This is a genomic window from Shinella zoogloeoides (assembly GCF_030733845.1).
Classification (GTDB): domain Bacteria; phylum Pseudomonadota; class Alphaproteobacteria; order Rhizobiales; family Rhizobiaceae; genus Shinella; species Shinella zoogloeoides_C.
Map to the genome: position 1 here is coordinate 3,410,440 of NZ_CP132311.1, position 24,634 is coordinate 3,435,073.

The 24,634-nt window shown below is 65.0% G+C and carries 25 protein-coding genes; 15 read left to right on the plus strand and 10 right to left on the minus strand.

Annotated features, from left to right (window positions below):
- Window positions 1-111: 111 nt before the first annotated feature.
- The 4 genes from Q9316_RS17810 to Q9316_RS17825 form a co-directional block, all read right to left on the minus strand.
- On the minus strand, window positions 112-681 hold the full coding sequence (locus tag Q9316_RS17810) for a CarD family transcriptional regulator (protein ID WP_306032897.1): 570 nt from the start codon (window positions 679-681) through the stop codon (window positions 112-114).
- A 366-nt stretch (window positions 682-1,047) separates the two neighbouring features.
- Window positions 1,048-1,386, minus strand: coding sequence for a ferredoxin FdxA (gene fdxA, locus Q9316_RS17815; RefSeq protein WP_306032898.1), 339 nt, complete (start codon window positions 1,384-1,386; stop codon window positions 1,048-1,050).
- A gap of 194 nt (window positions 1,387-1,580) precedes the next feature.
- Window positions 1,581-2,000 (minus strand): RNA-binding S4 domain-containing protein, encoded by a 420-nt coding sequence (locus Q9316_RS17820; RefSeq protein ID WP_306032899.1) that lies wholly within the window; start codon window positions 1,998-2,000, stop codon window positions 1,581-1,583.
- Between the two features lie 4 nt (window positions 2,001-2,004).
- Entirely contained in the window at window positions 2,005-5,076 is a 3,072-nt protein-coding gene (locus Q9316_RS17825) for a helicase-related protein (RefSeq protein WP_306032900.1), read from the minus strand.
- 483 nt (window positions 5,077-5,559) lie between these two features.
- Here Q9316_RS17825 and Q9316_RS17830 point away from each other — a divergent pair, with 483 nt between their 5' ends.
- A complete protein-coding gene (locus tag Q9316_RS17830) occupies window positions 5,560-6,285 on the plus strand; it encodes a glyoxalase superfamily protein (protein ID WP_306032901.1) in 726 nt (241 codons plus the stop codon).
- Between the two features lie 83 nt (window positions 6,286-6,368).
- Here the strand turns inward: Q9316_RS17830 and thpR are convergent, their stop codons facing one another.
- Together thpR and Q9316_RS17840 are read right to left on the minus strand one after the other, a co-directional pair.
- Window positions 6,369-6,950 carry an RNA 2',3'-cyclic phosphodiesterase gene (thpR, locus tag Q9316_RS17835; RefSeq protein ID WP_306032902.1) on the minus strand — a complete coding sequence of 194 codons (582 nt, stop codon included), beginning with the start codon at window positions 6,948-6,950 and terminating at the stop codon, window positions 6,369-6,371.
- Between the two features lie 82 nt (window positions 6,951-7,032).
- Window positions 7,033-7,677, minus strand: a complete 645-nt coding sequence (locus tag Q9316_RS17840; RefSeq protein ID WP_306032903.1) for an arylesterase — start codon at window positions 7,675-7,677, stop codon at window positions 7,033-7,035.
- A 59-nt stretch (window positions 7,678-7,736) separates the two neighbouring features.
- Here Q9316_RS17840 and Q9316_RS17845 point away from each other — a divergent pair, with 59 nt between their 5' ends.
- The 6 genes from Q9316_RS17845 (at window position 7,737) to ispG (ending at window position 15,483) form a co-directional block, all read left to right on the plus strand.
- Window positions 7,737-8,450, plus strand: a complete 714-nt coding sequence (locus Q9316_RS17845) for an ABC transporter ATP-binding protein (protein WP_306032904.1) — start codon at window positions 7,737-7,739, stop codon at window positions 8,448-8,450.
- A complete protein-coding gene (locus Q9316_RS17850) occupies window positions 8,447-10,999 on the plus strand; it encodes an ABC transporter permease (protein WP_306032905.1) in 2,553 nt (850 codons plus the stop codon). Before Q9316_RS17845 ends, Q9316_RS17850 begins: the two co-directional genes overlap by 4 nt.
- A 188-nt stretch (window positions 11,000-11,187) precedes the next feature.
- Window positions 11,188-11,931, plus strand: a complete 744-nt coding sequence (locus Q9316_RS17855) for a Bax inhibitor-1/YccA family protein (protein WP_306032906.1) — start codon at window positions 11,188-11,190, stop codon at window positions 11,929-11,931.
- Window positions 11,932-12,092: 161 nt separating this feature from the next.
- Entirely contained in the window at window positions 12,093-12,860 is a 768-nt protein-coding gene (locus Q9316_RS17860; protein WP_371878015.1) for a DeoR/GlpR family DNA-binding transcription regulator, read from the plus strand.
- Window positions 12,861-12,896: 36 nt separating this feature from the next.
- Entirely contained in the window at window positions 12,897-14,090 is a 1,194-nt protein-coding gene (locus Q9316_RS17865; RefSeq protein WP_306032908.1) for an MFS transporter, read from the plus strand.
- A gap of 139 nt (window positions 14,091-14,229) precedes the next feature.
- The gene (ispG, locus tag Q9316_RS17870; RefSeq protein ID WP_306032909.1) at window positions 14,230-15,483 is read left to right on the plus strand and encodes a flavodoxin-dependent (E)-4-hydroxy-3-methylbut-2-enyl-diphosphate synthase; all 1,254 of its coding nucleotides are present in this window, start codon (window positions 14,230-14,232) and stop codon (window positions 15,481-15,483) included.
- On the opposite strand, the gene Q9316_RS17875 is transcribed toward ispG, so the two are convergent.
- From Q9316_RS17875 to Q9316_RS17885, 3 genes are all read right to left on the minus strand, one after another.
- Window positions 15,484-16,128 (minus strand): LysE family translocator, encoded by a 645-nt coding sequence (locus Q9316_RS17875; RefSeq protein ID WP_306032910.1) that lies wholly within the window; start codon window positions 16,126-16,128, stop codon window positions 15,484-15,486.
- A gap of 134 nt (window positions 16,129-16,262) precedes the next feature.
- A complete protein-coding gene (gene hisC / locus Q9316_RS17880) occupies window positions 16,263-17,318 on the minus strand; it encodes a histidinol-phosphate transaminase (RefSeq protein WP_306032911.1) in 1,056 nt (351 codons plus the stop codon).
- 4 nt (window positions 17,319-17,322) lie between these two features.
- The gene (locus Q9316_RS17885; protein WP_306032912.1) at window positions 17,323-18,240 is read right to left on the minus strand and encodes a polyprenyl synthetase family protein; all 918 of its coding nucleotides are present in this window, start codon (window positions 18,238-18,240) and stop codon (window positions 17,323-17,325) included.
- Window positions 18,241-18,406: 166 nt separating this feature from the next.
- Between Q9316_RS17885 and mtgA the strand changes: the two genes are divergently transcribed.
- The 4 genes from mtgA (at window position 18,407) to Q9316_RS17905 (ending at window position 20,741) form a co-directional block, all read left to right on the plus strand.
- Window positions 18,407-19,123 (plus strand): monofunctional biosynthetic peptidoglycan transglycosylase, encoded by a 717-nt coding sequence (gene mtgA / locus Q9316_RS17890; RefSeq protein ID WP_306032913.1) that lies wholly within the window; start codon window positions 18,407-18,409, stop codon window positions 19,121-19,123.
- A gap of 68 nt (window positions 19,124-19,191) precedes the next feature.
- Complete coding sequence (locus tag Q9316_RS17895; RefSeq protein ID WP_306032914.1) at window positions 19,192-19,839, plus strand: glutathione S-transferase family protein; 648 nt, start codon at window positions 19,192-19,194, stop codon at window positions 19,837-19,839.
- Between the two features lie 147 nt (window positions 19,840-19,986).
- Window positions 19,987-20,172, plus strand: coding sequence for a 50S ribosomal protein L32 (gene rpmF / locus Q9316_RS17900; RefSeq protein WP_069060722.1), 186 nt, complete (start codon window positions 19,987-19,989; stop codon window positions 20,170-20,172).
- A 161-nt stretch (window positions 20,173-20,333) separates the two neighbouring features.
- Window positions 20,334-20,741 (plus strand): hypothetical protein, encoded by a 408-nt coding sequence (locus Q9316_RS17905; protein WP_306032915.1) that lies wholly within the window; start codon window positions 20,334-20,336, stop codon window positions 20,739-20,741.
- Between the two features lie 32 nt (window positions 20,742-20,773).
- On the opposite strand, the gene phaR is transcribed toward Q9316_RS17905, so the two are convergent.
- On the minus strand, window positions 20,774-21,352 hold the full coding sequence (phaR, locus tag Q9316_RS17910; protein WP_306032916.1) for a polyhydroxyalkanoate synthesis repressor PhaR: 579 nt from the start codon (window positions 21,350-21,352) through the stop codon (window positions 20,774-20,776).
- Between the two features lie 292 nt (window positions 21,353-21,644).
- Between phaR and Q9316_RS17915 the strand changes: the two genes are divergently transcribed.
- The 4 genes from Q9316_RS17915 to Q9316_RS17930 all read left to right on the plus strand — a co-directional run bounded on the left by Q9316_RS17915 (window position 21,645) and on the right by Q9316_RS17930 (window position 24,487).
- On the plus strand, window positions 21,645-22,826 hold the full coding sequence (locus Q9316_RS17915) for an acetyl-CoA C-acetyltransferase (RefSeq protein ID WP_306032917.1): 1,182 nt from the start codon (window positions 21,645-21,647) through the stop codon (window positions 22,824-22,826).
- Between the two features lie 84 nt (window positions 22,827-22,910).
- Window positions 22,911-23,636 carry a beta-ketoacyl-ACP reductase gene (locus Q9316_RS17920; protein ID WP_306032918.1) on the plus strand — a complete coding sequence of 242 codons (726 nt, stop codon included), beginning with the start codon at window positions 22,911-22,913 and terminating at the stop codon, window positions 23,634-23,636.
- 79 nt (window positions 23,637-23,715) lie between these two features.
- Entirely contained in the window at window positions 23,716-24,024 is a 309-nt protein-coding gene (locus tag Q9316_RS17925; RefSeq protein ID WP_306032919.1) for a 4a-hydroxytetrahydrobiopterin dehydratase, read from the plus strand.
- 73 nt (window positions 24,025-24,097) lie between these two features.
- Window positions 24,098-24,487 (plus strand): YkvA family protein, encoded by a 390-nt coding sequence (locus Q9316_RS17930; RefSeq protein WP_306032920.1) that lies wholly within the window; start codon window positions 24,098-24,100, stop codon window positions 24,485-24,487.
- Window positions 24,488-24,634 lie beyond the last annotated feature (147 nt).

The following is a 24,634-nucleotide window of genomic DNA, read 5'->3' on the forward strand; positions in this document are numbered from 1 at the left end:
CGCCCGAAGCCGGTCGTCCTCGGGCTCAACAACGGTTGCAGCGCAAAAATGTTCCAATAAAAAACCCGGCTGTCGCCAGCCGGGCTTTAAATTCCGAAGAGGTGCCCTAGATCAGGCCGCTTCGTCCTGCGAGTCGTCCTCGTCGATGGTCTTGCCGCGCTTGGGACCCTTGGCAAGGTTGGTCTCGACGAGACGGACAGCCTCGGTTTCCGACATCTTGTTGACGGCGGCGATTTCGCGCGCCATGCGGTCGAGAGCGGCCTCATAGAGCTGACGCTCGGAATAGGACTGCTCCGGCTGGTTCTCGGCGCGGAAGAGGTCGCGGACCACTTCGGCGATCGAGATCAGGTCGCCCGAATTGATCTTGGCATCGTATTCCTGCGCGCGGCGCGACCACATCGTGCGCTTCACGCGGGCCTTGCCCTGGACAACCTTCAGCGCGCGGTCGACGAAATCGGTCTCCGACAGTTTGCGCATGCCGATGGAAACGGCCTTGGCAACCGGCACCTTGAGACGCATCTTGTCCTTTTCGAAATCGATGACAAAAAGCTCGAGCTTCATGCCGGCGACTTCCTGCTCCTCGATGGCCACGATCTGGCCGACACCGTGAGCGGGATAGACGATCGACTCGCCGGTCTTGAAGCCCTGGCGCGTGGAAGATTTCTTCTGCTGGGTCGTCATTCTGTTCAAATACTCCCTGTTACGCTCCGGCCGGGGCCGGTGGGTCGGGGACCCGGGAAAGACGGGGGCACCTTGCGGTGTCACCACTCTGGTCCGTCCGCGATGCGCAAAAAGGTCCGCTCCGACGCGTTCACATTTGAGCAACCGGAGTTGCCTATGGGAGGTGAGCGACGTTGAGGGATCGTTTGCTTTCGTGGTGGTGTTCGGGCATGCGAAAATGCCGCGATTTGGATCAGTATCGTGACCCTATCACAAAAAAGTGCCGAAATCAATAATTTGCTTCGCATGGGTCATCAAGCCTGCCCTATCGCCTTTCGGCGCAAGCAAGCCTTTTTCCCCAGGATCGGTCGCCGCCCCGTGGCGGGATCAGTCGCCCTGGCCGGGATTGGGCGAGAAGTACTGTTCGTACTTGCCTTCCACGCCGTCCATTTCCTTGGCCTCCGGCATCGCGTCACGCTTGACCGTGATGTTGGGCCAGATCGAGGCGAATTCCGAATTCACCTTCAGCCACTTGTCGAGGCCCGGTTCGGTGTCCGGCTTGATCGCCTCGGCGGGACATTCCGGTTCGCACACGCCACAGTCGATGCATTCGTCGGGGTGGATGACCAGGAAGTTCTCGCCCTCGTAGAAGCAGTCGACGGGGCATACTTCCACACAATCCGTGTACTTGCAGCGGATGCAGTTGTCGGTCACGACATACGTCATGAGTCACTCCAGAATCGTCACGAAGCGGCTGGAAAGCGGGCCATCCATCACCGCAAGTCCCGTCACGCGATCGGCTTGCCGGGGAGGAAAAGAGCCACGTTCGCGCGGGGCTGTCAGGTGGCTGAGGTAAAGGCTTTGCGGACGCTTTGCAAGCGCAATACATGCGTGTTCAGGCGCAGGCGAGGTATAGAATTCTAATCGTCGCCATCGCCGGGAAAACCGTGCAGCCGGTCTGTTTCCCGGCGCTCGCGTTTTGTCGGCCGGCCGGTGCCCCGTTCGCGCGTTGCCTGCTCGAAGAGCGAACGCTCCTCGCGCGGCGGCGGGGGCGGCGTCATGTCGCTGTAGAGAAGCCGGGCTTCCTCGTAGGGACCGCGGCGCTCGCCGGGTTGGAGGACCTTGACGGTCATGTCGTGCCGGTCGAGCGAGAGCACGACGACATCGCCGGGGCGCACGCCGTGCGAAGGCTGGCGGATAGGCACGCCGTTGATCCGGACGTCACCCGCCTCGACGGATTTTGCCGCCAGCGAGCGGGATTTGCGCAACCGCGCGAAGAACAGCCACTTGTCGATGCGCTGTCGCGCCTGACCTGCCGGCTGTTCCTCGTCGCGTGCCATGGGCTTACTTCTTCATCTGCTCCTTGAGCGCTGCGAGCTTGGCGAAGGGCGAATCCGGGTCGATCGGCTTTTCCTTGCGGGGCGGCCTTGCCTCGAATTTCGCCTGCTGCGGTTTTCCGCCGCGCTCGTTGCGCTCGCCGCGGTCCGGGCGATTGCCACCCTGCGGCTTTCCGTCGCGGCCCTTGCCCTGGTGAGGGCCCTGGTTGGGGCGGCCGCCCTCGCGGCGCTCGCCGCGTTCACCGGCCGGCTGGCCACGCTGGCGGTCACCGCCGCGACGCTCGCCCTGACCCTGACGATCGCCCTGGCGGTCGCCACTGCGCTCGCCGCCATGACGGTGGCCCTGGCGCTGGTTGTCGTGGCGCGAACCCGGACGCCAGAGCAGGACGGGCTTGGCCTCGACCGGCTCGCCATCGGCTGCAGCTTCCGCAGCAGCCGGCGCTTCGGCCTCTGCGACCGGGGCCTCGACCGCGGCGGGAGCCTCGGCGGTTTCCGTGACCGGAGCCTGTTCGGCGGCTGCGACCGGCGTTTCGCTTTCGGCATCCGCCGCGTCGGCGTCGTGCTCGTCGGCGGTTTCCGCATTGGCTTCCGCCGGAGCGGCAGCGGCGGCATCGGCGGGCGCCTGGGCGGCGAGGAAGGCTGCGGCCTCTTCCGCCTTCACGCTGTCGGCGCGGTAACCAAGGCCCTTGAGGATCTCTTCCATGTCGTCGGGCGTCGCGCCGAGGATGGAGAGCATGGCGGTCGTCGCGACGAAACGGCGGCCGTCATAGGCGCCGTCCGGGCGCGGCGTGCCGGGCTTCCACTGGAGCAGCGGGCGAATGAGATCGGCCAGGCGTTCCAGGATATCGATGCGCACGGCGCGCTTGCCGAGGAAACGGAAGCCGGCGAGCTTGTAGAAGGCGCGCTCATAGCTCGGATCGGTGACGACCGACGTGCGGCCAGCGGCGAGCACCGGAATGAGGTCGCCGTAGCCCGGCTTGTCGAGGCCGTCGTTCTTCAGCGCCCAGAGCAGGGTGATGAGCTCGGCCGGGGCCGGCTTCAGGAGCGCCGGCATGAAGATGTGGTAGGCGCCGAAGCGGATGCCGTGCTTGCGCATCGAAGCGCGCGCGTCCTGGTCGAGCGCCTTCACGTCGTCGGCGACGTCGCGGCGGAACAGCACGCCGAGATTTTCGACGAGCTGGAAGGCGAGGCCCTTGGCAAGGCCCTGCAGGTCTTCGGCGCGCGAAAGGTCGTCGAGCGGCTTCAGCACAGTGGCGATATGGTGGTTCACGAAACGCTCGATGCGGGCGGCGACGTGGTCGCGCGCATTGCCGGTCAGCTGCTCGTCGGAGAGCAGGATGACGCGCGGGCGCATGACGTGCTCGCTGGCGGTCAGGCGCGCGACGGGATCGCCGAGCCAGCGCACCGTACCGTCGGAGCTCAGGGCGAGATCGGCGTTGCCGGCGGCATGCAGGCGTGCGGCGCGGGCCTCGAATTCCAGCGCTAGCGCCTTCTGCGCAGCCGCCTGCACGGCCTTCGCATCCGGGCCTTCCGTTCCGGGCACGAGCGTGAACCGGAAACCGGCCAACTGCCCGACATGATGTCCTTCCACGAAGACATCACCATTCACACTGATTTCAGCTTCCAGCATCGCATTCTCTCTCAGGCGCTTCATGAGCACAGATGTCCTGCGATCAACAAAGCGTTTCGTCAACCGTTCATGTAGCGCATCGGACAATCGGTCTTCGATTTCCCGCGTCTTTTCCTGCCAGTGTGTCGGATCGGCAAGCCATCCGGGCCGATTCGACACATAGGTCCAAGTCCTTATCTGCGCGATTCGTGCCGAAAGCGTGTCGATTTCGCCATCGGTCCGATCGGCGCGGCGCACCTGGTCCGCCATGAAGTCTTCGTTAACCGTGCCGCGTTTTACGCGATCGGCATAGAGCGTCGAAATGAGGTCGGCGTGCTGGGCGGGCGTGATGCGGCGGTAGTCGGGCAGCGCGCAGACTTCCCAGAGCTTTTCGACGCGTTCCGGCGTGGTCGCGAGATCGCGGACGTCGGGGTAGCGCGAGAGATGTTCGAGCGCCTGCTGGTCGACGGCCGGCAGCGCGCGCGTCAGGCCGTTGATCGGCGGCGGGGCGTCGAGCGACTTGCGCAGGTTTGCAAGCGAGGAATAGTCGAAGCGCGGAGTGCGCCATTGCAGCACGCGGACGGGATCGAACTGATGGGTCTCGATGCGCTTGACCAGCTCGTCGTCGAACGGATCGACGCGGCCCGTCACGCCGAAGGTGCCGTCGCGCAGGTGCCGGCCGGCGCGGCCGGCGATCTGGGCAAGTTCGGCGGGGTTCAGGTTGCGGAACTGGTAGCCGTCGAACTTGCGGTCCTGCGCGAAGGCGACATGGTCGACGTCGAGGTTGAGGCCCATGCCGATCGCGTCGGTGGCGACGAGATATTCGACGTCACCCTCCTGGTAGAGCGCGACCTGGGCGTTGCGGGTGCGCGGCGAGAGCGCGCCGAGCACGACCGCCGCCCCGCCGCGCTGGCGGCGGATCAGCTCGGCGATGGCGTAGACCTCGTCGGCCGAGAAGGCGACGATGGCAGTGCGCTGCGGCAGGCGGGTGATCTTCTTGGAGCCGGCATAGAAGAGCTGGGAAAGGCGCGGCCGCTCGATGACATGGATGCCGGGCAAAAGCTGTTCGAGGATCGGCTTCATGGTGGCCGCGCCGAGCAGCAGCGTCTCGTCCCGGCCCCTCAGATGCAGCACCCGGTCGGTGAAGATGTGGCCGCGCTCGAGGTCGCCGGCGAGCTGCACCTCGTCGATGGCGACGAAGGCGGCGCGCGTCTCGCGCGGCATCGCCTCGACGGTGCAGACCGAATAGCGCGCCATATGCGGCGTGATCTTCTCCTCGCCGGTGACGAGCGCGACATTGTGCTGGCCGACCTTCTCGACAAGACGCGCATAGACCTCGCGCGCAAGCAGGCGCAGAGGCAGGCCGATAACGCCCGTCTCATGTGCCACCATGCGTTCGATTGCGTAGTGGGTCTTGCCCGTATTGGTCGGGCCGAGCACCGCGGTGACCCCGCGGCCGCTCAAGATCATGGGTGCTTGCGACAAGTCACGCCCCGGCAGGTTTCAATTTCGGCCGGAAGCACTTCCGGCAGGCCACAGATGCCCATCAGGGCGCCCGATGGCAAGGGGGGAGGCGAAATGGGCTGCTTTTCCCGGGTCTTTCGCCGGCTCAGGGAACAGGAACGGAACGAAACGGCGACGAATCGCTGACTCGCGGCGATTCAGGGTTTGTTCACTGCAAGGGGTTGAAGGAATTTTCGCCGGTGCCACGAAATGTTGAATCCTATTAAGGACTAAGCTTCGCCGACAATGGAAACCCGCCATGCTGCTTCAAGTTGCCTTGACGCATCGATTGAGGCTGCTACGCTTCGAATCAGGCTTATGCGGCCTGCCGCTCGCTCCCGTCGTGGAATGGTGAACGCATAACCGAAATCATGGTTTGACCCGCCCTGGCGATTCATCAGCAATGCGAGCACTGACCTCTTTCCGAGTCGCCCGGGTAGGGATGAACCGATGAAAAGCTTTCTGGAATCGAAAGCCATGGCAAAAGCGCTGCGCCAGTCTCTGGCGGAGCGGAATATCGACATGTCCCATGGTGAATGCCTCGAACTGATCGCGCGGCAATTCGGGCTTGCCGACTGGAACATTCTTTCGGCACAGATCGAATCGGCCAAGTCAAAGCTCCAGCCGCTGCCTCTCCCCTCTGGTTGGTTCCCGACCGGCTTTACGGACACCCAGCGATATCGGATCGGCCTCGATCTCACGTCGCCCGGCTGTGCACTTATCGAGTGCCTCGTGGGTAAGGAGACCGACCTCGGAAACGAGCGCTTTGCATGCCTGATGCAGAGTATAGACGCCGACAGCTACCGCGGTACTGTCAGCCTGACGGCCAGCATCAGGGCCGAGGCAGCGAATGTCGGAACCATCTGGATGCGTGTCGACGGAGAGCCAGGTTCGACCCTGCGCTTCGACAACATGCTTCAGCGCGAGGAGAACGGGGCGATCTACGGCACATCCGGCTGGATCGAGCGTTCGGTCGTTCTGGATGTACCCGTGGAAGCTTCCAGCATCCATTTCGGCTTCTTCCTGAAGGGCTATGGGAAGGTGTGGGCACGAAACTTCCGTCTCGAGACCGTCGCGCATGGCACCCGGACGACCGAGATGGCGCCACAGGCCCCGGAGCGGAAAACTTTGCCCAAGCAACCGGCTAATCTGGATTTCACCGGGATATCCGGCTGACGGCCATTATCCTGCCCATGACAGGATCGGGAAAACTCGGAGGCCCGGTGCCGAGCCGGCATCGGGCCGATCGACATCGTCCGTCAAACCGGATGATCGTGCAGGTCCGCGCCCTCCCAGCCGCCGCCGGCCTCGTAGAGCGGGAAGACCTCTTCGGTGAGGTACGGCCCGCCGCCGACGGATTCCTTGGAGGACATCAGCACGAAGCGGTTCACCGTGAAGGGCGCGGTATAGAAATTGCCGCGGCCGGTGAGGTAGTGCGCGACATCCTCGGGGCGGGCGTTACGCAGGCGGGCGAGGGTGACGTGCGGGGTGAACTTGCGCGGATCGGCGGGAAGGCCGAGGCGCTGGCAGATGCGCTCGATTTCCGCCTGGAGCGCATACATTTCTGGCGCCTGCGTGACGCCGGCATAGACCGAATGGGGCTTCTTCGAGCCGAAGGAGCCGATGCCGGACAGGGCGAGCTGGAATTCGGGGCGCTCGATGCGGTCGAGCCTGTCGACAACCTCGTCGGCGGTGCGCCCGTCGATGTCGCCGATGAAGCGCAAGGTAATATGGAAGTTCTCGACATCGATCCAGCGGGCTCCGGGAAGTCCGCCTCTCAGCAACGAGAGGCTCATCGCCGCATTCCGCGGCACTTCGAGGGCAACGAAAAGTCTCGGCATGGCGACTTCTCCCTACTGGAATGTAACGTCAGCGAATCACGCAAAGGACTTTCGCGCAACCCTTATTTCGCACCCGCGATAACTACTCCCCTGCCGATATCGACTTGAGGAAGGCTTCCGCCGTCGGGAGGATCGACTGGACCATGACGTCCACGCCCTCCGGGTTGGGATGCATGCCGTCCTCGATCTGGAGGTTCGCCTTGGTGACGACGCCTTCGAGGAAGAACGGATAGAGCGGTACGCCGTGCTTTTCCGAAAGGCGCTGGTAGATGCCGTTGAAGCGCGCGGCATAGTCCGCACCCATGTTGGGCGGGGCCAGCATGCCGGCAAGCAGGACCGGGATGCCCCGCTCCTTGAGCCGGGCCAGCATGGCGTCGAGGTTCTTCTCGGTCTCCTCCGGGGCGATGCCGCGCAGGGCGTCGTTGGCGCCGAGTTCGAGGATTACGCCCTGCGTTCCGTCCGGGATCGACCAGTCGAGCCGGGCAAGGCCGCCGGACGTCGTATCGCCGGAAACGCCCGCATTCGCGATCTCGACCTCGTAGCCTTTGGCGCGCAGCGCAGCCTCCAGCTTGACCGGAAAGGCATCGGCGGCGGGAAGCTGGTAGCCGGCCATCAGGCTGTCGCCGAAGCCGACGAGCTTGACGGGCGCAGCCTGTGCGATGCCGGCGGATAACAAAGCTGTGATCGCAAGTGAGGCGAAAAATCCGACGGCCGCTTTAAACGACATGGAGCTATTCCTAGATTGCTGGCATTCCAGTGTTTCCGATACATATAGGGCAGAATTCCTTGGCCAAAACCATCATCGATCTGAAAAAAGCCGATCTCACCCTCGGCCAGGCGGCCGCGTCCGTTCATGTGCTGAAGGGGATCGACCTTGCGATCGATGCGGGCGAATCGGTCGGGATCGTCGGCCCGTCGGGCTCCGGCAAGTCGACGCTGCTGATGGTGCTCGCCGGCCTCGAGCGGCTGGACAGCGGCGAGATCCATATCGACGGCGCGGGCCTGCACGGAATGAACGAGGATCAGGTGGCGGATTTCCGCGGCCGCAACATCGGCATCGTCTTCCAGTCCTTCCACCTCATTCCCAACATGACGGCGCTGGAAAACGTCGCGGTGCCGCTGGAACTCGCCAATGTGCGCGACGCCTTCGAGATCGCGCGGCGCGAGCTGACGGCCGTGGGGCTCGGCGAGCGCCTGTCGCACTATCCCGGCCAGCTTTCCGGCGGCGAGCAGCAGCGCGTGGCGATCGCCCGGGCACTGGCCCCTTCGCCGAAGCTGCTGATCGCCGACGAGCCGACCGGCAATCTTGACACCGAGACCGGCCAGCAGATCGCCGATCTCCTCTTCTCCAAGCAGGCCGAGCGCGGCACGACGCTGGTACTGGTGACGCATGATCCCGCGCTTGCCGCCCGCTGCGGCCGGCAGGTCGCCATGCGCTCCGGCGAGATCGTTTCGGGCGCGGCGCCCGTCCGGGCTCCCGTCCAAGCGGTGCCGGCATGAGGATCGGCACGGTCCTCCGCCAGTTTCCGCTGGCCTTGCGCCTGGCGCTGCGCGAAATGCGCGGCGGCCTGAAAGGCTTCTACATCTTCCTCGCCTGCATCGCGCTCGGCACGGCAGCGATCGCAGGCGTCAATTCGGTATCGAGCGCCATCACCCAGGCGATCGCCTCGCAGGGGCAGACGCTGCTGGCCGGCGACGTGCGCTTCGAGTTCAGGAACCGTTTCGCGACGCCGGAGGAGCTGAAACATTTCCAGAGCCTCGGCGACGTGTCGCTGTCGACAGGCCTGCGCTCCATGGTGCGCCTGCCTGACGGCTCCGACCAGACGCTGGTCGAGGCCAAGGGCGTCGACGGCGCCTATCCGCTCTACGGCGCGCTGGAGGCCGAGCCGAACAGGCCTGCCTCGACGCTTTTCGCTAGAGAGGGTGACGCCTACGGTGTCGTGGTCGCGCCGCTGCTGCTCGACCGGCTCGGCATCGCCGTCGGCGACGAGATCCTGCTCGGCACGGCAAAGCTGAAGATTGCGGCGACGCTCACGCGCGAGCCGGATGCCGTTTCCGAAGGGTTCGGCTTCGCGCCGCGGCTGATGCTGTCGGAAGAGGCCCTGCAGGCAAGCGGGCTCGTGCAGACCGGCAGCCTTGTGGAGAATGCCTATCGTATCCGCCTCGCCGATCCCGCAACATCCCTCGAAACGCTCAGGGCGGAGGCCAACAAGGCCTTCCCGACAGCCGGCTGGTCGATCCGCACGTCCGACAGCGCGGCGCCGTCGCTGACGGCCAATATCACCCGTTTCTCGCAGTTCCTGACGCTCGTCGGCCTGACGGCGCTGATCGTCGGGGGCGTGGGCGTGGCGAATGCCGTGCGCGCCTATCTCGATTCCAAGCGCTCGGTTATCGCGACCTTCAAATGCCTCGGCGCGCCCGCCTCGCTGGTCGCGCTGGTCTATCTGACGCAGATCGCACTGATCGCATCGATCGGCATCGTCATCGGCCTTGTCGTCGGCGCGCTGATGCCGCCGGTGGCCATGCAGTTCCTCGGCGGCGTGCTGCCGGTGCCGGCCGAGACGGCGCTCTATCCCTCCGCCCTGCTGCTGGCGGCGGTCTTCGGGCTCCTGACGGCGCTCGCCTTCGCGGTCCTGCCGCTTGGCCATGCCCGTGAGGTGCCGGCGACGGCGCTGTTCCGCGAACAGGGGTTCGATGCCGGCCGGCTGCCGAGCTGGCCCTATGTGCTGGGCGCTGCCGCCTTCCTCGCGGCTCTGGCGGGGCTGGCGATCTTCACGGCCTATGACCGTTACATCGCCGTCGTCTTCCTCGGCGCAATCGCCTTCGCCTTCGTCGTGCTGCGCGCCGTCGCCATGCTGATCACGGCGCTGGCGAAACGCAGCCCGCGGGTCAATTCGCCGGCACTGCGGCTCGCCGTCGGCAATATCCACCGGCCGGGGGCGCTGACCTCCTCCGTCGTTCTCTCGCTCGGCCTTGGCCTTGCGCTGCTGGTCACGCTGACGCTGATCGACGGGAACCTGCGCCGCGAGCTTACCGGCAACCTGCCGGAGCGTGCGCCGAATTTCTTCTTCGTCGATATCCAGAGCAGCGAAGTAGAAGGCTTTCGCGACGTGCTGAAGGCGAACATGCCGGAAGGCAAGATCATCGAGGTGCCGATGCTGCGCGGCCGGGTGATGGAGCTCAACGGCGTGGACGTCGCCAAGGTCACGGTGCCGCCGGAGGGACAATGGGTGCTGCGCGGCGACCGCGGCATCACCTATGCCAAGCGCGTGCCGGAAAACTCGACCCTGTCCGAAGGCGAATGGTGGCCGGAGGACTATTCCGGCGAGCCGCTCGTCTCCTTCTCGGCGGAAGAAGGCCGCGAACTCGGCCTCAAGCTCGGCGATACCGTGACCGTCAACGTGCTCGGCCGCAACATCACGGCGCGCATCGCCAATTTCCGCAATGTCGAGTGGGAATCGCTGTCGATCAACTTCGTCATGGTCTTCTCGCCGAACACCTTTGCCGGCGCGCCGCATGCCTGGCTCGCCACCGTCATCGACCCGTCGGCGACGGCGGTCGAGGAGGCCACAGCGCTGAAGGCCATCACCAACGCCTATCCGACCGTCACGAGCGTACGCGTCAAGGATGCGCTCGATGTCGTCAACGAGCTGGTCGGCCAGCTCGCGACGGCGATCCGCGCGGCGGCGGCCGTCGCACTCATCGCCTCGGTCCTCGTGCTGGCCGGCGCGCTTGCCGCAGGCAACCGGGCGCGCGTGCACGATGCCGTCGTCCTGAAGACGCTCGGCGCGACGCGGGCGATGCTCATCCGGGCGTTCAGCTACGAATACCTGATGCTGGGGCTGGCGACGGCGGTCTTCGCGCTCTTCGCCGGCGGGGTGGCCGCGTGGTTCGTGGTCAGCCGCATAATGACGCTGCCCTCCAGCTTCCTGCCCGACGTCGCCGTCGTCACCGTGGCGATCGCCCTTGTCCTGACCGTGGGCATGGGCCTTGCCGGCACCTGGCGCATTCTGGGGCAGAAGGCCGCCCCCGTCCTGCGCGAGCTATGAAATCGGCAGGACCCGCGGCGCTGCCGCGGTTGCGGGTCTTGTGCGAGACACAATTCATGCGCATATTCATGGGCAGGCAAGCTGGAGCCCCGCAGCGGCTGCCTGGACCCGCAAGTGCTTCGATCGAACGGAGCGGACAGGCGGGCGCCCGACACCGTACACGACAGGGGGCTTTACGAGAGGATAACATGGCTGATCTCCGCAATTACCAGACCCGAACGGCCAATGCCGGCGCTCAGGCCGGCGCGGTCATCGATGAGGGCCTGCGCGCCTATATGCTCCGGGTCTACAACCTGATGGCCCTTGGCCTCGCGATTACGGGCGTCGTGGCTTACTTCGCCTCGCAGGCAGCCTTCGCCGACGGTCAGCTGACCGCCTTCGGCCAGGCGATCTATGTGAGCCCGCTGAAGTGGGTCGTCATGCTCGCCCCGCTCGCGCTGGTCTTTTTCCTGAGCTTCCGCATCCATACGATGAGCGTCGGTGCCGCGCAGGCGACCTTCTGGGTCTATGCCGGCCTGATGGGCCTGTCGCTGTCGTCGATCTTCCTGATCTACACGGGCGCCAGCATCGCGCAGACCTTCTTCGTCTCCGCCGCGGCCTTCGGCGCGCTGTCGCTGTTCGGCTACACGACGAAGCGGGACCTCTCCGCGATGGGCTCGTTCCTGATCATGGGCCTCTTCGGCCTGATCATCGCCTCGCTCGTCAACCTGTTCCTGCAGTCCTCGGCGCTCGACTTCGCGATCTCCGCGATCGGCGTTCTGGTCTTCGCAGGTCTGACGGCCTGGGATACGCAGAAGATCAAGGAAATGTACTTCGATGCGGACGACGCCGCCGTGGCCGGCCGAAAGGCCATCATGGGCGCGCTGACGCTCTACCTCGACTTCATCAACCTCTTCCTGTTCCTGCTGCGCTTCCTCGGCAACCGCGAGTAACGCAGGCAGCAGCCGGATGGCTGATCGCAAGGACCCCGCCGGAGACGGCGGGGTTTTTGTTTGCCCGGCGTCACCAAACGTGAATTCCCCGATCGTTGACGGTTATGCCTGTTTGTGCGCATTGTCATCCAATCATGCATGATTTGGCGTAGGCGATGTCGATACAGGATCTTCTTCTCGGGGAACGGCAGGATCTCATCCGCACACGGCTCGACCTTTCGGGGCGGGTGATCGCGGCGGAACTGGCGCAGGAACTCGGCGTGTCGGAGGACACGATCCGGCGGGACCTGCGCGAGATGGCGGCGTCCGGCCTCTGCCGCCGCGTCTATGGCGGCGCGTTGCGCGTGTCCCACGCGGCGGCGCGCACGATGAACGAGCGCATGGCGGTCGGCGGCGAACGCAAGGCGGCGCTTGCGCGCGCGGCGGCAGCGCTCATTCCGGCCGGTGCCACCGTCTTCCTCGATGCCGGCAGCACCAACCTGGCCCTCGCCCGCGCGTTACCGGCCGGCAGCGACCTCACCGTCATCACCAATGCGCCGGCCATTGCCGCGGCGCTCCTCGAGCGCGATATCACGACGATCCAGCTCGGCGGGCTGATCGATCCCGATGTCGGCGGGGCCATCGGCGCCAAGGCGATGCGCGATGCCGAGGCCTTCCGCCCCGACATTCTCGTGCTCGGCGTATGCGGTATCGACGTAGAGGCGGGCGTGACGGCCTACACGTTCGAGGACGCGGAATTCAAGCGCTTCCTGGCCTCACGCACGAAGACCGTGCTGGTCGCGATCACCAACGACAAGCTTTCCACCGCCGCCCCCTATTCGGTCGTGCCGCTTTCCCGCGTGGCACGCGCCGTCATCGAGGCGGATGCGGACGAAACGGAGGCCGCCGCTCTGACGGCGGCCGGCATCGAAACCCTGCGCGCCGGCTGAGCGCGCGGCACCGACCTTCCCAGAAATGGAACGAACATGACGACGCCCGAAAACGCCCTTGCCGGCAAATCCTTCGCCAGGTCCTATTTCCCGCCAACGCGGATCGCGATCTCCGGCCTCTTCCTGCTCAACGGCATTTTCGCCGGCGCCTGGGCGCCGAAGATCCCGGAATTCGCAAGCCGCCTGGGGCTCACCGAAGCCGGGCTCGGGCTGATGATCATGTGCTTCGGCATCGGCTCGCTGATCCTGATGCCGATCGCCGGCATCCTGATCGCCCATTACGGCACGACGCGCACGCTGAAGGGCGCGACGGTTCTGTTTCTTTCGACCATGCTGCTCCTGTCGCTTGCGACGACCATTCCCTTCGGCGCCGTCGCCATCTTCTGCTTCGGCGGGCTGATGGGGGCGATGGACGTCGCGATGAACGGCAATGCCGTGGAGGTGGAGAAGTCGATGCGGCGGGCGATCATGTCGTCCTGCCATGCCTTCTGGAGCCTCGGCGCCTTCATCGGCGCGACGACCGGCGGCTTCCTCATGGCGGCGCTCGGCGTGATGGGCCATGCCGCGCTGCTGACCGTCGTCGGGGCGGTAATGCTCCTCGTCCTCTGGCCGCGCATCCTGCACGATGCGCCCCATCCGAGCGAGGAACACCGCAAGGTGCGCCTGCCGATGACGCCGCTGCCCTGGCTGATCGGCCTCATGGCACTGTTCTGCATGGTGCCGGAAGGCGCGATCCTCGATTGGGGTGCGCTCTACATGCGCGACGAACTCGGCGCGTCGCTGGCGCTTTCCGGTTTCGCCTTCGGCACCTTCTCCCTGACCATGGCCGTGATGCGCTTTGCCGGCGATCATGTGCGCGACCGCTTCGGTGCCGTGAGGACGCTGCGCTTCTGCACGGTGACGGCCATCGTCGGCATGGTGATCGCCGGCACGGCGCCCAACGCCTATGTGGCGATGGTGGGCTTTGCGCTCTGCGGCGTCGGCATTTCCAACATGGTGCCGATCGCTTTCTCCGCCGCGGGCAACCTGCCGGGCTTCGCGCAGGGCGTGGCGCTTTCGGTGACGACAGCGATGGGCTATTCCGGCTCGCTGTTCGCGCCGTCCGTCATCGGCTTCATCGCCGAGCATACCGGCTTTGCGCTCATCTTCGCGCTCCTGCCGCTGCTCTTCATCGTCGTGCTCCTGCTCTCGCACCATGCGGTGCATGCGGATGTGCGCGATCACCACTGAGCCCGACGGCACGCTCGGCGATCAAATCCTCGCGCGTGCCGTTGCTTGCGGTTGACAAGCCACATTTCCTGATCCACCTGAGGGCAAAGGCCGCGCGCGCCAAGCGGCGCGTGGCCGCTTTTCGAGCAAGAGGCTCCACATGTCCTTTTCCTTCGATTTTGAACCGAAGCCGCGGCGCCGGTCCGTCGGTGTCGATGTCGGCGGCGTGCTCGTCGGCGGCGGCGCGCCGGTCGTCGTGCAGTCGATGACCAATACGGACACGGCCGATATCGATGGAACGGTCGCCCAGGTGGCCGCGCTGCATCGCGCGGGCTCGGAAATCGTGCGCATCACGGTCGACCGCGACGAGAGCGCGGCGGCGGTGCCGAAGATCCGCGAGCGCCTTCTCCGCCTCGGCCTCGACGTGCCGCTGGTCGGCGACTTCCATTATATCGGCCACAAGCTGCTGGCCGATCATCCGGCCTGCGCCGAGGCGCTGGCGAAGTATCGCATCAATCCCGGCAATGTCGGCTTCAAGGACAAGAAGGACAAGCAGTTCGCGGCGATCGTCGAGACGGCGATCCGCCACGACAAGCCGGTGCGCATCGGCGTCAACTGGGGCTCGCTCGACCAGGAGCTTCTGACGCGGCTGATGGACGAGAACCAGGACAAGGGTTTCCCGCTGACCGCCCAGCAGGTGATGCGCGAGGCGATCTGCCAGTCGGCGCTGCTGTCCGCCGAACTCGCGGAAGAGATCGGCCTTGCGCGCGATCACATCATCCTCTCGGCCAAGGTCTCCAACGTGCAGAACCTCATCGCGGTCTATGCGATGCTGTCGGCGCGCTCCGACCATGCGCTGCATCTCGGCCTCACGGAAGCCGGCATGGGCACCAAGGGCGTCGTCGCCTCCTCCGCCGCGCTCGGCATCCTCATGCAGCAGGGTATCGGCGACACGATCCGCATTTCGCTGACGCCGGAGCCCGGCGGCGACCGCACCCGCGAGGTGCAGGTGGCGCAAGAGCTGCTGCAGGTCATGGGCTTCCGCCAGTTCATCCCCGTCGTTGCCGCCTGTCCGGGTTGCGGGCGCACGACCTCGACGGTCTTCCAGGAGCTGGCCCAGAAGATCCAGGACGACATCCGCAAGAACATGCCGGTCTGGCGCGAGAAATATCCGGGCGTGGAAGGCCTCAAGGTCGCCGTCATGGGCTGCATCGTCAACGGACCGGGCGAGAGCAAGCATGCCGATATCGGCATCTCGCTGCCGGGCACCGGGGAACTCCCCATCGCGCCTGTTTATGTCGACGGCAAGAAGGCGATGACGCTGCGCGGCACCAACATCGCCGGCGAATTCGAGGCGCTGGTCAACGACTATATCGAGAAGCGCTACGGCGCGGGGCAGGCGGCGGCCGAATGATCAGAGCCGCGTCGTCAGCAGCTTGACGCCGGCAAAGGCGAAGAAGGCGGCCATGACGCCTTCGATGGCACGGCGCGCCTTCAGATTGGCGCGGTGCACGGGGCCGAGCGAGAAGACCAGCGCGAAGCCGAGGAAGACGCAGACCCCCATCACCATGCAGCCGGCGATGAAGGTCGCCATGACGCCGCCGGGCGCGCCGGGCGGCATGCCGAGCGATGTGAGCATGATCCAGTTGAAGATCGCCTTTGGGTTGGTGATGTGGATGCCGAGGCCCTTCAGATATTGCCGGCGCGGGGAGAGCGGCGGCAGGGCGGACATCTGGGCGCGATAGGTTTCCTCGCTCTTGCGCGCCGCCCGATAGGCATTCCAGGCAAGCCAGAGCAGGTAGCAGCCGCCGATGATCTTCAGCACGACGATCGCCTCGCCATAGGTGCGAATGAGGGCGGAAAGGCCTGATGCCGTGAGGATCGCCCAGATATACGAGCCCGTCAGCACGCCGGAGGCGAGCGCAAGCCCGGCGCGGCGGCCCTGGCTGATCGAGGTAGCGATGATGGCGATGATCGCCGGCCCCGGCGAGGCGGTGGCGATGAAATAAGCCGTCCAGGCGACAGCGAGCTGTGGCAGGTAGGGCGTAAGGTCGGTCATGCGGCACCGAGTGAATATCCCACAACGATACCCAATCATCTCCGACCCGCCAAGCGGGAGAATTGCACCACATGTCCCTCTCCCCGCGGCCGGAGATCGGATTACGGGAAGGGGATTATTGATAGGGTTCGGGCTTAGACGATCTCTTCGATCGCCGAAATCAGCCGATCGCATTCCTCCGGCGTGCCGATGGTGATGCGCAGGAAATCCGAGATACGGGGCTTGGCGAAATGGCGCACCAGCACGGCGCGCTCGCGCAGGCCCTTGGCCAATGCTTCGCCGCCGTGATCGGGGTGACGGGCGAATACGAAATTGGCCTGTGAGGGCAGGACCTCGAAGCCACGCTGGCGCAGCGCCCCGGTGACGCGCTCACGCGTCTCGATGACCTTGCCGCGCGTCTCGTCGAACCAGGCGCGGTCGTCGATGGCGGCGGCTGCGCCGGCCTGCGCCACGCGGTCGAGCGGGTAGGAATTGAAGCTGTCCTTGACGCGCTCCAGCGCATCGATCAGCGGACGCTGGCCGATGGCGTAGCCGACACGCAGGCCCGCAAGCGAGCGAGATTTGGACAGCGTGTGGATGACCAGCAGGTTGTCGTACTTCTTCGTCAGCGGGATCGCACTCTCGCCGCCGAAATCGATATAGGCCTCGTCGACCACCACCGGCTGGTCCGGATGCCCGGCAACGAGCGCCTCGACGGCGGCCAGCGGCAGGCCGATGCCAGTCGGGGCGTTCGGGTTCGGCAGGATGATCGCGCCGGCGGGGCGATCGTAGTCCGCAAGATCGACGGTGAAATCGTCCTTCAGCGGGATTTCCAACGCCTCGATGCCGAACAGGCGACAATAGGTCGGATAGAAGCTGTAGGTGATGTCAGGGTAGAGCAGCGGCTTGTCGTGCTTGAGCAGCGCCACGAAGGCGTGCGCCAGCACCTCGTCCGACCCGTTGCCGACGAAGACCTCGTCGGCATCGACACCGTGGAAGCGGGCGATGGACTGGCGCAGCGCGAGCGCGCCCGGATCGGGATAGAGCTTCAGGCTGTCGGCGACGGCCTCCTGCATGGCGGCGACCGCTTTCGGCGAGGGGCCGTAGGGGTTTTCGTTGGTGTTGAGCTTGATGAGGTTGGCTATGCGCGGCTGCTCGCCTGCGACATAGGGCTTGAGCGTGGCGACGATCGGCGACCAGAATTTGCTCATGACGTCAGTTCCTGCGATTTGCAATGAAATGGGCGGTTTCTATGAGAATGCCGGCCCGATGGCTGAACGGCGCAAGCAGCGCCTCGGCCTCCGTGACGAGTTCCTTCAGTCGCTGTTCGGCCCAGGCCTGGCCGCGGCGGGAAACGAGCGTCGCCTTGCCGCGCCCGGCGTCCTTGCCGGTCGCCTTGCCCATGGTGGCCGCGTCGGCGGTGAGATCGAGCAGGTCGTCGGCGATCTGGAAGGCGAGGCCGATGGTTTCGCCATAGCGGCGCAGCGCGCGGCGGTCTTCATCCGAAGCCCCGGCGATGATGGCGCCGGCCTCGCAGGCAAAACGCAGGAGCGCGCCCGTCTTCATGGCCTGGAGCGTGACGATGCCGCCCTCGTCCGGTGTGTGCCTCTCCGCCGCAAGGTCGAGCGCCTGGCCGCCGGCCATGCCGCCGATGCCGGCGGCGCGGGCCAGCGCCAGCACCAGCGCCGTCTTGGTGGCGTCGGGCAGGTGCGTCTCGGGCGCAGCGACGATGTCGAAGGCGAGCGTCAGCAACGTATCGCCGGCCAGGATGGCGGCGGCCTCGTCGAAGGCGATGTGCACCGTCGGCTGGCCGCGGCGAAGATCGTCGTCGTCCATGGCCGGCAGGTCGTCATGGACGAGGGAATAGCAGTGGATGCATTCCAGCGCGGCGCCGATGCGCAAGGCCGTCCGGCGTTCCACGTTGGGGAAGAGCGCGGCGGATTCGATGACGAGGAAGGGCCGCAGCCGCTTGCCGCCGTTCAGCACGCCATGGCGCATGGCGGCAAGCAGGCGCTCGGGCCGCGCGATCTCGTCCCCCTGCATATCGGCCGACAGAAGGGCGGCGAGCAGCGCCTCTACCGCTTCGGCATTGGTCCTCAGGAGGGACAGGAATTCCTGGTAACGTTCGCTCATGGCCGCTGTTTGGCATGGGCCATCGGGTGAAGCAACGGGAATGGTCTGGACTGCTTCAAAGAATCGCGCCGCAGACTGGTTTTTGAAGAGCCGGGACGGTATGAAGGCGCAACGACGGAAGGACGGACGCCGGCTCTTGGACATCGTACCGGAAACACGGGCAGACATGGAGGTTGGAACCGGTGAGAGGGACGGCTGGATGAGCCGGCTTCGCCGGAACTGGCGACGCGTCCTGCTTGCCGTGCTCGCTTTCATCGCGCTGCCCTATGTGCTGATCCTGCTCTATACGGTGGAGTTCGTCCGCCCGGTATCCACACTCATGCTGCGCGATCTGGCGCTTCTGCGCGGCTATGACCGGCAATGGGTCGAGTTCGACGAGATTTCCCCCCATCTCGTGCAGGCGGTCATGATGTCCGAGGACGGGCAGTTCTGCCGTCATGCCGGCGTCGACTGGGGCGAGATGCGCGCCGTGGTGAACGAGGCGCTGGCCGGCGAACAGACGCGCGGCGCGAGCACCATCCCCATGCAGACGGCAAAGAACCTCTTCCTGTGGAACGGGCGATCCTTCCTGCGCAAGGTGATGGAACTGCCGCTGGCGGTGGTGGCGGATTTCGTCTGGAGCAAGCGGCGGCTGATGGAAATCTACCTCAACATCGCCGAATGGGGGCCGGGCATCTACGGCATCGAGGCGGCCGCCCAGCACCATTTCAACGTGCCGGCCGCCAAGCTCTCGCGTCGGCAGGCCGCCCTTCTCGCCGTCTCGCTGCCCAATCCCTACGAGCGCAATGCCGGCAAACCCGGGCGCGGCCTGCAGCGCCTTGCCCGCCTCATCGAGCGGCGGGCAACCCGGTCCGGCGAATATATCAAGTGTCTTTATGAGTGAGTTCATGGGTTTTCATTGGTGCTGCCGCCGGTGAACGCCTACGGTCCGATCCGCACAAGGAGCCAGAAATGTCGGACCTCATCCTCTATGTCGGCAACAAGAACTATTCCTCCTGGTCGTTCCGGCCATGGATCGCGCTGGAAGCGGCGGGCGTGCCCTTTACGGACCATGTGATCCCCTTCGACTTTCCCGCCGGCAATCCGCAGTTCCGCAAGATCTCGCCGACGGGCAAGGTGCCGGTGCTGCACCATGGCGCGGTGCGGGTATGGGAATCGCTCGCCATCATCGAATATGCCGCCGAACTCTTCCCCGAAGCCGGCATCTGGCCGAAGGACCGCGCGGCGCGCGCCGAGGCGCGGGCGATCTCGATGGAAATGCTCTCGGGCTTTCGTGCCCTGCGCAATGCCTGTCCGATGAACATCCGCCGCAAGCCGGGTGCGATCGACCTGCCCGAAGGCGTGACGGACGACGTGGCGCGGATCGAAACGCTCTGGAAGGACGCGCTGGTGCGCTCCGGCGGGCCGTTCCTGTTCGGCGCCTTTTCGGCCGCCGACGCCATGTATGCGCCGGTCGTCAATCGGCTGGAGGCCTATTGCCTGACGCGGGACGAAACCGTATTGGCCTATATGGCGCGCATGAAGGCACATCCGGCCTGGCAGAAATGGCAGGCGGCGGCTCTTGCCGAACCGTGGATCGTGCCGGAAGACGAGGCCTGAGCCGGGAATTCGAAAAAATCCGGCCGGGGACTGGTCAAGCGGGGTTTTGCCATGTATAAGCCCGCCAAATTTCCGAGATAAAGACATGTCTTTGTCGGCCATTCGGTGGCCTTCGGATGTGTTTGCCCGATAAGTGGAGTTAGTGAAATGGCTGTACCGAAAAGAAAAACGAGCCCGTCCAAGCGCGGTATGCGCCGTTCCGCAGACGCTCTGAAGGGTTCGACCTACATCGAAGACAAGAACTCGGGCGAACTGCGCCGTCCGCACCACATCGACCTGAAGACCGGCATGTACCGCGGTCGCCAGGTCCTGACGCCGAAGGAAAGCGCGTAATCCGCGCTTTCGGCATCAGTCGAGATCAGGGGCCGGCTCGTCCGGCCCTTTTCTTTTGGGCATTTGCCCGTTCTGATCGCCGCGACATTTTATTGTGCCGATTCTTCGGCTAAGAGGGCCGGAACGCCGCCGTTCGAGAGCGGTTCCAGGGAGCCTTGCCCATGCTTTTGGCCATACCGCTGCTGATCATCCCCTTCGCCCTCTACAATCTCGCCATGACCGGTCTGTTCGGTGACGGCGGGGCCGCCGTGCTCGACAGCGAGGTGATGGCGGTCAACATGCTGTCCGGCACGACCTGGACGATGGCCTTTGGGGACCTCCTCATCCTGATCGCGCTCGTGCTGCTCTTCGTGGAAATCCTGAAGGCCACGCGACCGGGCTCTCGCGCCCTGCTCGATCACATGCTGTCGATGGTGCTGTTCGTGGTGTTCCTGGTCGAATTCCTGCTGGTGCAAGGCGCAGCGACGCAGATCTTCTTCATCCTGATGACGATCACCTTCATCGATGTCATCGCGGGATTTGCGGTCTCGATCCGCACGGCGAGCCGGGATCTTTCGATCGGGCTATGAACGGCGCGGGCTGCCCCGCGCCATCCGTTCCTTCAGCTCAGGTTGTCGAGCTTCGTCTGGAGCGCACGAAGCTGTTCCTTCAGCTCGTCGAGGTCCTTTGCCTCGGCCTTGCGGGTCTCCTTGGGCGGCGCGGCGTTGGCGAAGGGCGAGAACATCTTCATCGCCTGCTGGAACATTTCCGTATTGCGCCGCACCGTCTCCTCGACCATCTGCATCGGCACCTGCAGGTTCTTGCCGATCGGCGTGTCGCCGAAGGTCTTGTTGATCTGCTCGCGCATCTGCGTCTGCTGCTCGGTGAAGGCCTGCATGGAGTGCTCGAGATAGCTCGGCACCACCATCTGCATCTGGTCGCCGTAATAGGAGATCAGCTGGCGCAGGAACGAGATCGGCAGCAGCGTGTTGCCTGTCTTGGATTCCTGCTCGAAGATGATCTGCGTCAGCACCGAATGGGTGATGTCGTCGCCGGACTTGGCGTCCTGCACGGTGAAGTCCTCGCCCTTCTTCACCATGACCGCGAGATCGTCGAGCGTCACATAGGTGCTCGTGCCGGTGTTGTAGAGTCGTCGGTTGGCGTATTTCTTGATGACGATCTGACCGTCGTTCCTGGCCATTAGGGTTTCCTCGTCCCGGTATTCCTGTTTCTTTTTTGGTTCGTTCAAGTATCGGCAAAAAGACGCGCGCTGACAATCGAATTGTGCGATGCGGCGAGGAATGCTGCGCAACATGGAATTTCATGCTGCACGCCGCGTCGATGAAATTTTAGCGGCATTGGATATCCCGTTTGACTCTCCCCTTCCGCTTTGCCAGTTTTGATTTCGGGAGAACCGCCGGGCTCGCGCCTTTCGCGCGTCGGACCCGGTTCCAAGGCCGCCCGCAAGGCCGTCAGAACTGAGGAAGCACACCATGAGCACCCCATCCATCGTCATCGCCAGCGCCGCCCGCACCGCGGTCGGGTCCTTCAACGGAGCCTTCGCCAACACGCCCGCCCACGAACTCGGGGCGACGGTCATTTCGGCGGTTCTGGAACGCGCGGGCGTCGCGGCGGGCGAGGTGAACGAGGTGATCCTCGGCCAGGTGCTGCCGGCCGGCGAAGGGCAGAACCCGGCCCGCCAGGCCGCCATGAAGGCCGGCCTGCCGCAGGAGGCGACCGCCTGGGGCATGAACCAGCTTTGCGGCTCGGGCCTCAGGGCCGTGGCGCTCGGCATGCAGCAGATCGCCACCGGAGATGCCGGCATCATCGTCGCCGGCGGCATGGAATCCATGTCCATGGCGCCGCATTGCGCGCATCTGCGCGGCGGCGTGAAGATGGGCGATTTCAAGATGATCGATACGATGATCAAGGACGGCCTGACCGACGCCTTCTACGGCTACCACATGGGCATCACCGCCGAGAACGTCGCCAAGCAGTGGCAGCTTTCGCGCGACGAGCAGGACACCTTCGCCGTCGCCTCGCAGAACAAGGCCGAGGCCGCCCAGAAGGAAGGCCGCTTCAAGGACGAGATCGTTCCCTTCATCGTCAAGGGCCGCAAGGGCGACATCTCTGTCGATGCCGACGAATATATCCGCCATGGCGCGACGCTCGATTCGATGGCCAAGCTCAGGCCCGCCTTCGACAAGGAAGGCACGGTGACGGCCGCCAACGCGTCCGGCCTCAACGACGGGGCCGCCGCGGCGCTCCTGATGAGCGAGGCGGAAGCCTCCCGTCGCGGCATCCAGCCGCTCGCCCGCATCGTCTCCTGGGCGACGGCCGGCGTCGACCCGAAGATCATGGGCACCGGCCCGATCCCGGCTTCCCGCAAGGCGCTGGAACGCGCCGGCTGGAAGATCGGCGACCTCGATCTCGTCGAGGCCAACGAGGCCTTCGCCGCGCAGGCCTGCGCGGTCAACAAGGACCTCGGTTGGGATCCATCCATCGTCAACGTCAACGGCGGCGCCATTGCCATCGGTCATCCGATCGGTGCATCCGGCGCCCGCATCCTCAACACGCTCCTCTTCGAAATGAAGCGCCGCGGCGCCCGCAAGGGCCTCGCCACGCTCTGCATCGGCGGCGGCATGGGCGTGGCGATGTGCGTTGAGAGCATGTAAGCATCAGCTTACAAACTGCTTTGCCATGACCTGCCGCCGGCAGGGCGACGGGTCGACTCAAAAACAGCCAGGGGAGTGAGCCACATGAGCAGGGTAGCATTGGTAACGGGGGGATCGCGGGGCATCGGCGCAGCCATTTCGGTTGCGCTGAAAGCGGCCGGATACAAGGTGGCTGCCAGCTATGCCGGCAATGACGAGGCCGCCAACGCCTTCAAGGCGGAAACCGGCATCGCCGTCTACAAATGGGACGTGTCGAGCTATGAGGCCTGCGTCGGGGGAATAGCCAAGGTGGAAGCCGATCTCGGCCCGGTGGACATTCTCGTCAACAATGCGGGCATCACCAAGGACGCGATGTTCCACAAGATGACGCCCGACCAGTGGGGCGCGGTCATCAACACCAACCTCACCGGCCTCTTCAACATGACCCATCCGGTCTGGTCCGGCATGCGTGACCGCAGCTTCGGTCGCGTCATCAACATTTCCTCGATCAACGGCCAGAAGGGCCAGATGGGCCAGGCGAACTATTCCGCCGCCAAGGCCGGCGATCTCGGCTTCACCAAGGCGCTCGCCCAGGAGGGTGCCGCCAAGGGCATCACGGTCAACGCCATCTGCCCCGGCTATATCGGCACGGAAATGGTGCGCGCCATCCCGGAAAAGGTGCTGAACGAGCGGATCATCCCGCAGATCCCGGTCGGTCGCCTCGGCGAGCCGGACGAGATTGCCCGCATCGTCGTCTTCCTCGCCTCCGACGATGCCGGTTTCATCACCGGCTCGACGATTTCGGCGAACGGCGGCCAGTTCTTCGTGTGAGGCGAAGACAAGACAAACGGAACACGGCGCCTTCGGGCGCCGTTTTCATGTGATATGATCTTCGAGAGGGGAGAATGCCATGAAACAGGAAAAGCTCGATGAAGCCGCGATCTCCGAGGCGCTCGCCGCGCTTGACGGCTGGAACCGGTCGGATGACGGCATCGCCATCGAGAAGCGCTACAAGTTCAAGACGTTCCGCGAGGCCTTCGGCTTCATGACGGAAGGCGCGCTTGCGGCGGAGAAGTTCAATCACCATCCCGAATGGTTCAACGTCTACAACCGCGTCGACGTGCGGCTGACCAACCACGATGCCGGCGGCCTCACCGAACTCGACTTCAAGCTGGCGGGGGCAATGGAGAAGGCGGCGGCCCTGCGCACGAAGAGTTGAAGCGACGTGAACCCGTCCCCATATGTTTCCCCGCCGGGCTTTTCCGGCGCTGCCACCCGAGGGAGGCCCCCGCATGGATGATGTGAAGATCGGCGAGATTCTGCTGCCGGGAGACGAGAAGGAGCAGGAGCGCCAGAGCCAGCGCGTGAAGAAGCGTTTCTGGCCGGTGCTGAAGCGCGCCATGCGGCAGGTTCCCTTCGGCCGCGACCTCATTGCATCCTACTATTGCGCGCTCGATCCCCGCACGCCGACCAAGGTGCGCGGTATCCTGCTTGCGGCGCTCGTCTATTTCGTGCTGCCGCTCGACGGCATCCCTGATTTCTTCGCACTTGTCGGTTTTTCCGACGACATCGCCGTGCTGACGGCGGCCTTCGCCGCGATCCGCGGCCATGTCCGCGACGACCACTATGTGGCGGCGGACAAGGCGCTTGCGGACGAGCCGGACATGCAACCGGCCCGTTAGGCCGGGCAGCCGTGGACCCGCGCGAATGCGGGTCAAATTCTTGCCCTATTCCTTGTGCCTTTAGGCATCTCGACGGGTTCTATCTCACCAACTGGGGACTGGGCACGCCCGCCTTTCATTTCAAAGGCAGCGGCGGTTTTCGACGCA

What these genes read in the sequence shown, in the direction of transcription:
- Q9316_RS17810 (WP_306032897.1), bottom strand. Translation starts at nt 681, where the DNA reads ATGACGACCCAGCAGAAGAAATCTTCCACGCGCCAGGGCTTCAAGACC.
- fdxA (WP_306032898.1), bottom strand. Translation starts at nt 1,386, where the DNA reads ATGACGTATGTCGTGACCGACAACTGCATCCGCTGCAAGTACACGGAT.
- Q9316_RS17820 (WP_306032899.1), bottom strand. Translation starts at nt 2,000, where the DNA reads ATGGCACGCGACGAGGAACAGCCGGCAGGTCAGGCGCGACAGCGCATC.
- Q9316_RS17825 (WP_306032900.1), bottom strand. Translation starts at nt 5,076, where the DNA reads ATGATCTTGAGCGGCCGCGGGGTCACCGCGGTGCTCGGCCCGACCAAT.
- Q9316_RS17830 (WP_306032901.1), top strand. Translation starts at nt 5,560, where the DNA reads ATGAAAAGCTTTCTGGAATCGAAAGCCATGGCAAAAGCGCTGCGCCAG.
- thpR (WP_306032902.1), bottom strand. Translation starts at nt 6,950, where the DNA reads ATGCCGAGACTTTTCGTTGCCCTCGAAGTGCCGCGGAATGCGGCGATG.
- Q9316_RS17840 (WP_306032903.1), bottom strand. Translation starts at nt 7,677, where the DNA reads ATGTCGTTTAAAGCGGCCGTCGGATTTTTCGCCTCACTTGCGATCACA.
- Q9316_RS17850 (WP_306032905.1), top strand. Translation starts at nt 8,447, where the DNA reads ATGAGGATCGGCACGGTCCTCCGCCAGTTTCCGCTGGCCTTGCGCCTG.
- Q9316_RS17855 (WP_306032906.1), top strand. Translation starts at nt 11,188, where the DNA reads ATGGCTGATCTCCGCAATTACCAGACCCGAACGGCCAATGCCGGCGCT.
- Q9316_RS17865 (WP_306032908.1), top strand. Translation starts at nt 12,897, where the DNA reads ATGACGACGCCCGAAAACGCCCTTGCCGGCAAATCCTTCGCCAGGTCC.
- ispG (WP_306032909.1), top strand. Translation starts at nt 14,230, where the DNA reads ATGTCCTTTTCCTTCGATTTTGAACCGAAGCCGCGGCGCCGGTCCGTC.
- Q9316_RS17875 (WP_306032910.1), bottom strand. Translation starts at nt 16,128, where the DNA reads ATGACCGACCTTACGCCCTACCTGCCACAGCTCGCTGTCGCCTGGACG.
- hisC (WP_306032911.1), bottom strand. Translation starts at nt 17,318, where the DNA reads ATGAGCAAATTCTGGTCGCCGATCGTCGCCACGCTCAAGCCCTATGTC.
- Q9316_RS17885 (WP_306032912.1), bottom strand. Translation starts at nt 18,240, where the DNA reads ATGAGCGAACGTTACCAGGAATTCCTGTCCCTCCTGAGGACCAATGCC.
- mtgA (WP_306032913.1), top strand. Translation starts at nt 18,407, where the DNA reads ATGGAGGTTGGAACCGGTGAGAGGGACGGCTGGATGAGCCGGCTTCGC.
- Q9316_RS17895 (WP_306032914.1), top strand. Translation starts at nt 19,192, where the DNA reads ATGTCGGACCTCATCCTCTATGTCGGCAACAAGAACTATTCCTCCTGG.
- rpmF (WP_069060722.1), top strand. Translation starts at nt 19,987, where the DNA reads ATGGCTGTACCGAAAAGAAAAACGAGCCCGTCCAAGCGCGGTATGCGC.
- Q9316_RS17905 (WP_306032915.1), top strand. Translation starts at nt 20,334, where the DNA reads ATGCTTTTGGCCATACCGCTGCTGATCATCCCCTTCGCCCTCTACAAT.
- phaR (WP_306032916.1), bottom strand. Translation starts at nt 21,352, where the DNA reads ATGGCCAGGAACGACGGTCAGATCGTCATCAAGAAATACGCCAACCGA.
- Q9316_RS17915 (WP_306032917.1), top strand. Translation starts at nt 21,645, where the DNA reads ATGAGCACCCCATCCATCGTCATCGCCAGCGCCGCCCGCACCGCGGTC.
- Q9316_RS17920 (WP_306032918.1), top strand. Translation starts at nt 22,911, where the DNA reads ATGAGCAGGGTAGCATTGGTAACGGGGGGATCGCGGGGCATCGGCGCA.
- Q9316_RS17925 (WP_306032919.1), top strand. Translation starts at nt 23,716, where the DNA reads ATGAAACAGGAAAAGCTCGATGAAGCCGCGATCTCCGAGGCGCTCGCC.
- Q9316_RS17930 (WP_306032920.1), top strand. Translation starts at nt 24,098, where the DNA reads ATGGATGATGTGAAGATCGGCGAGATTCTGCTGCCGGGAGACGAGAAG.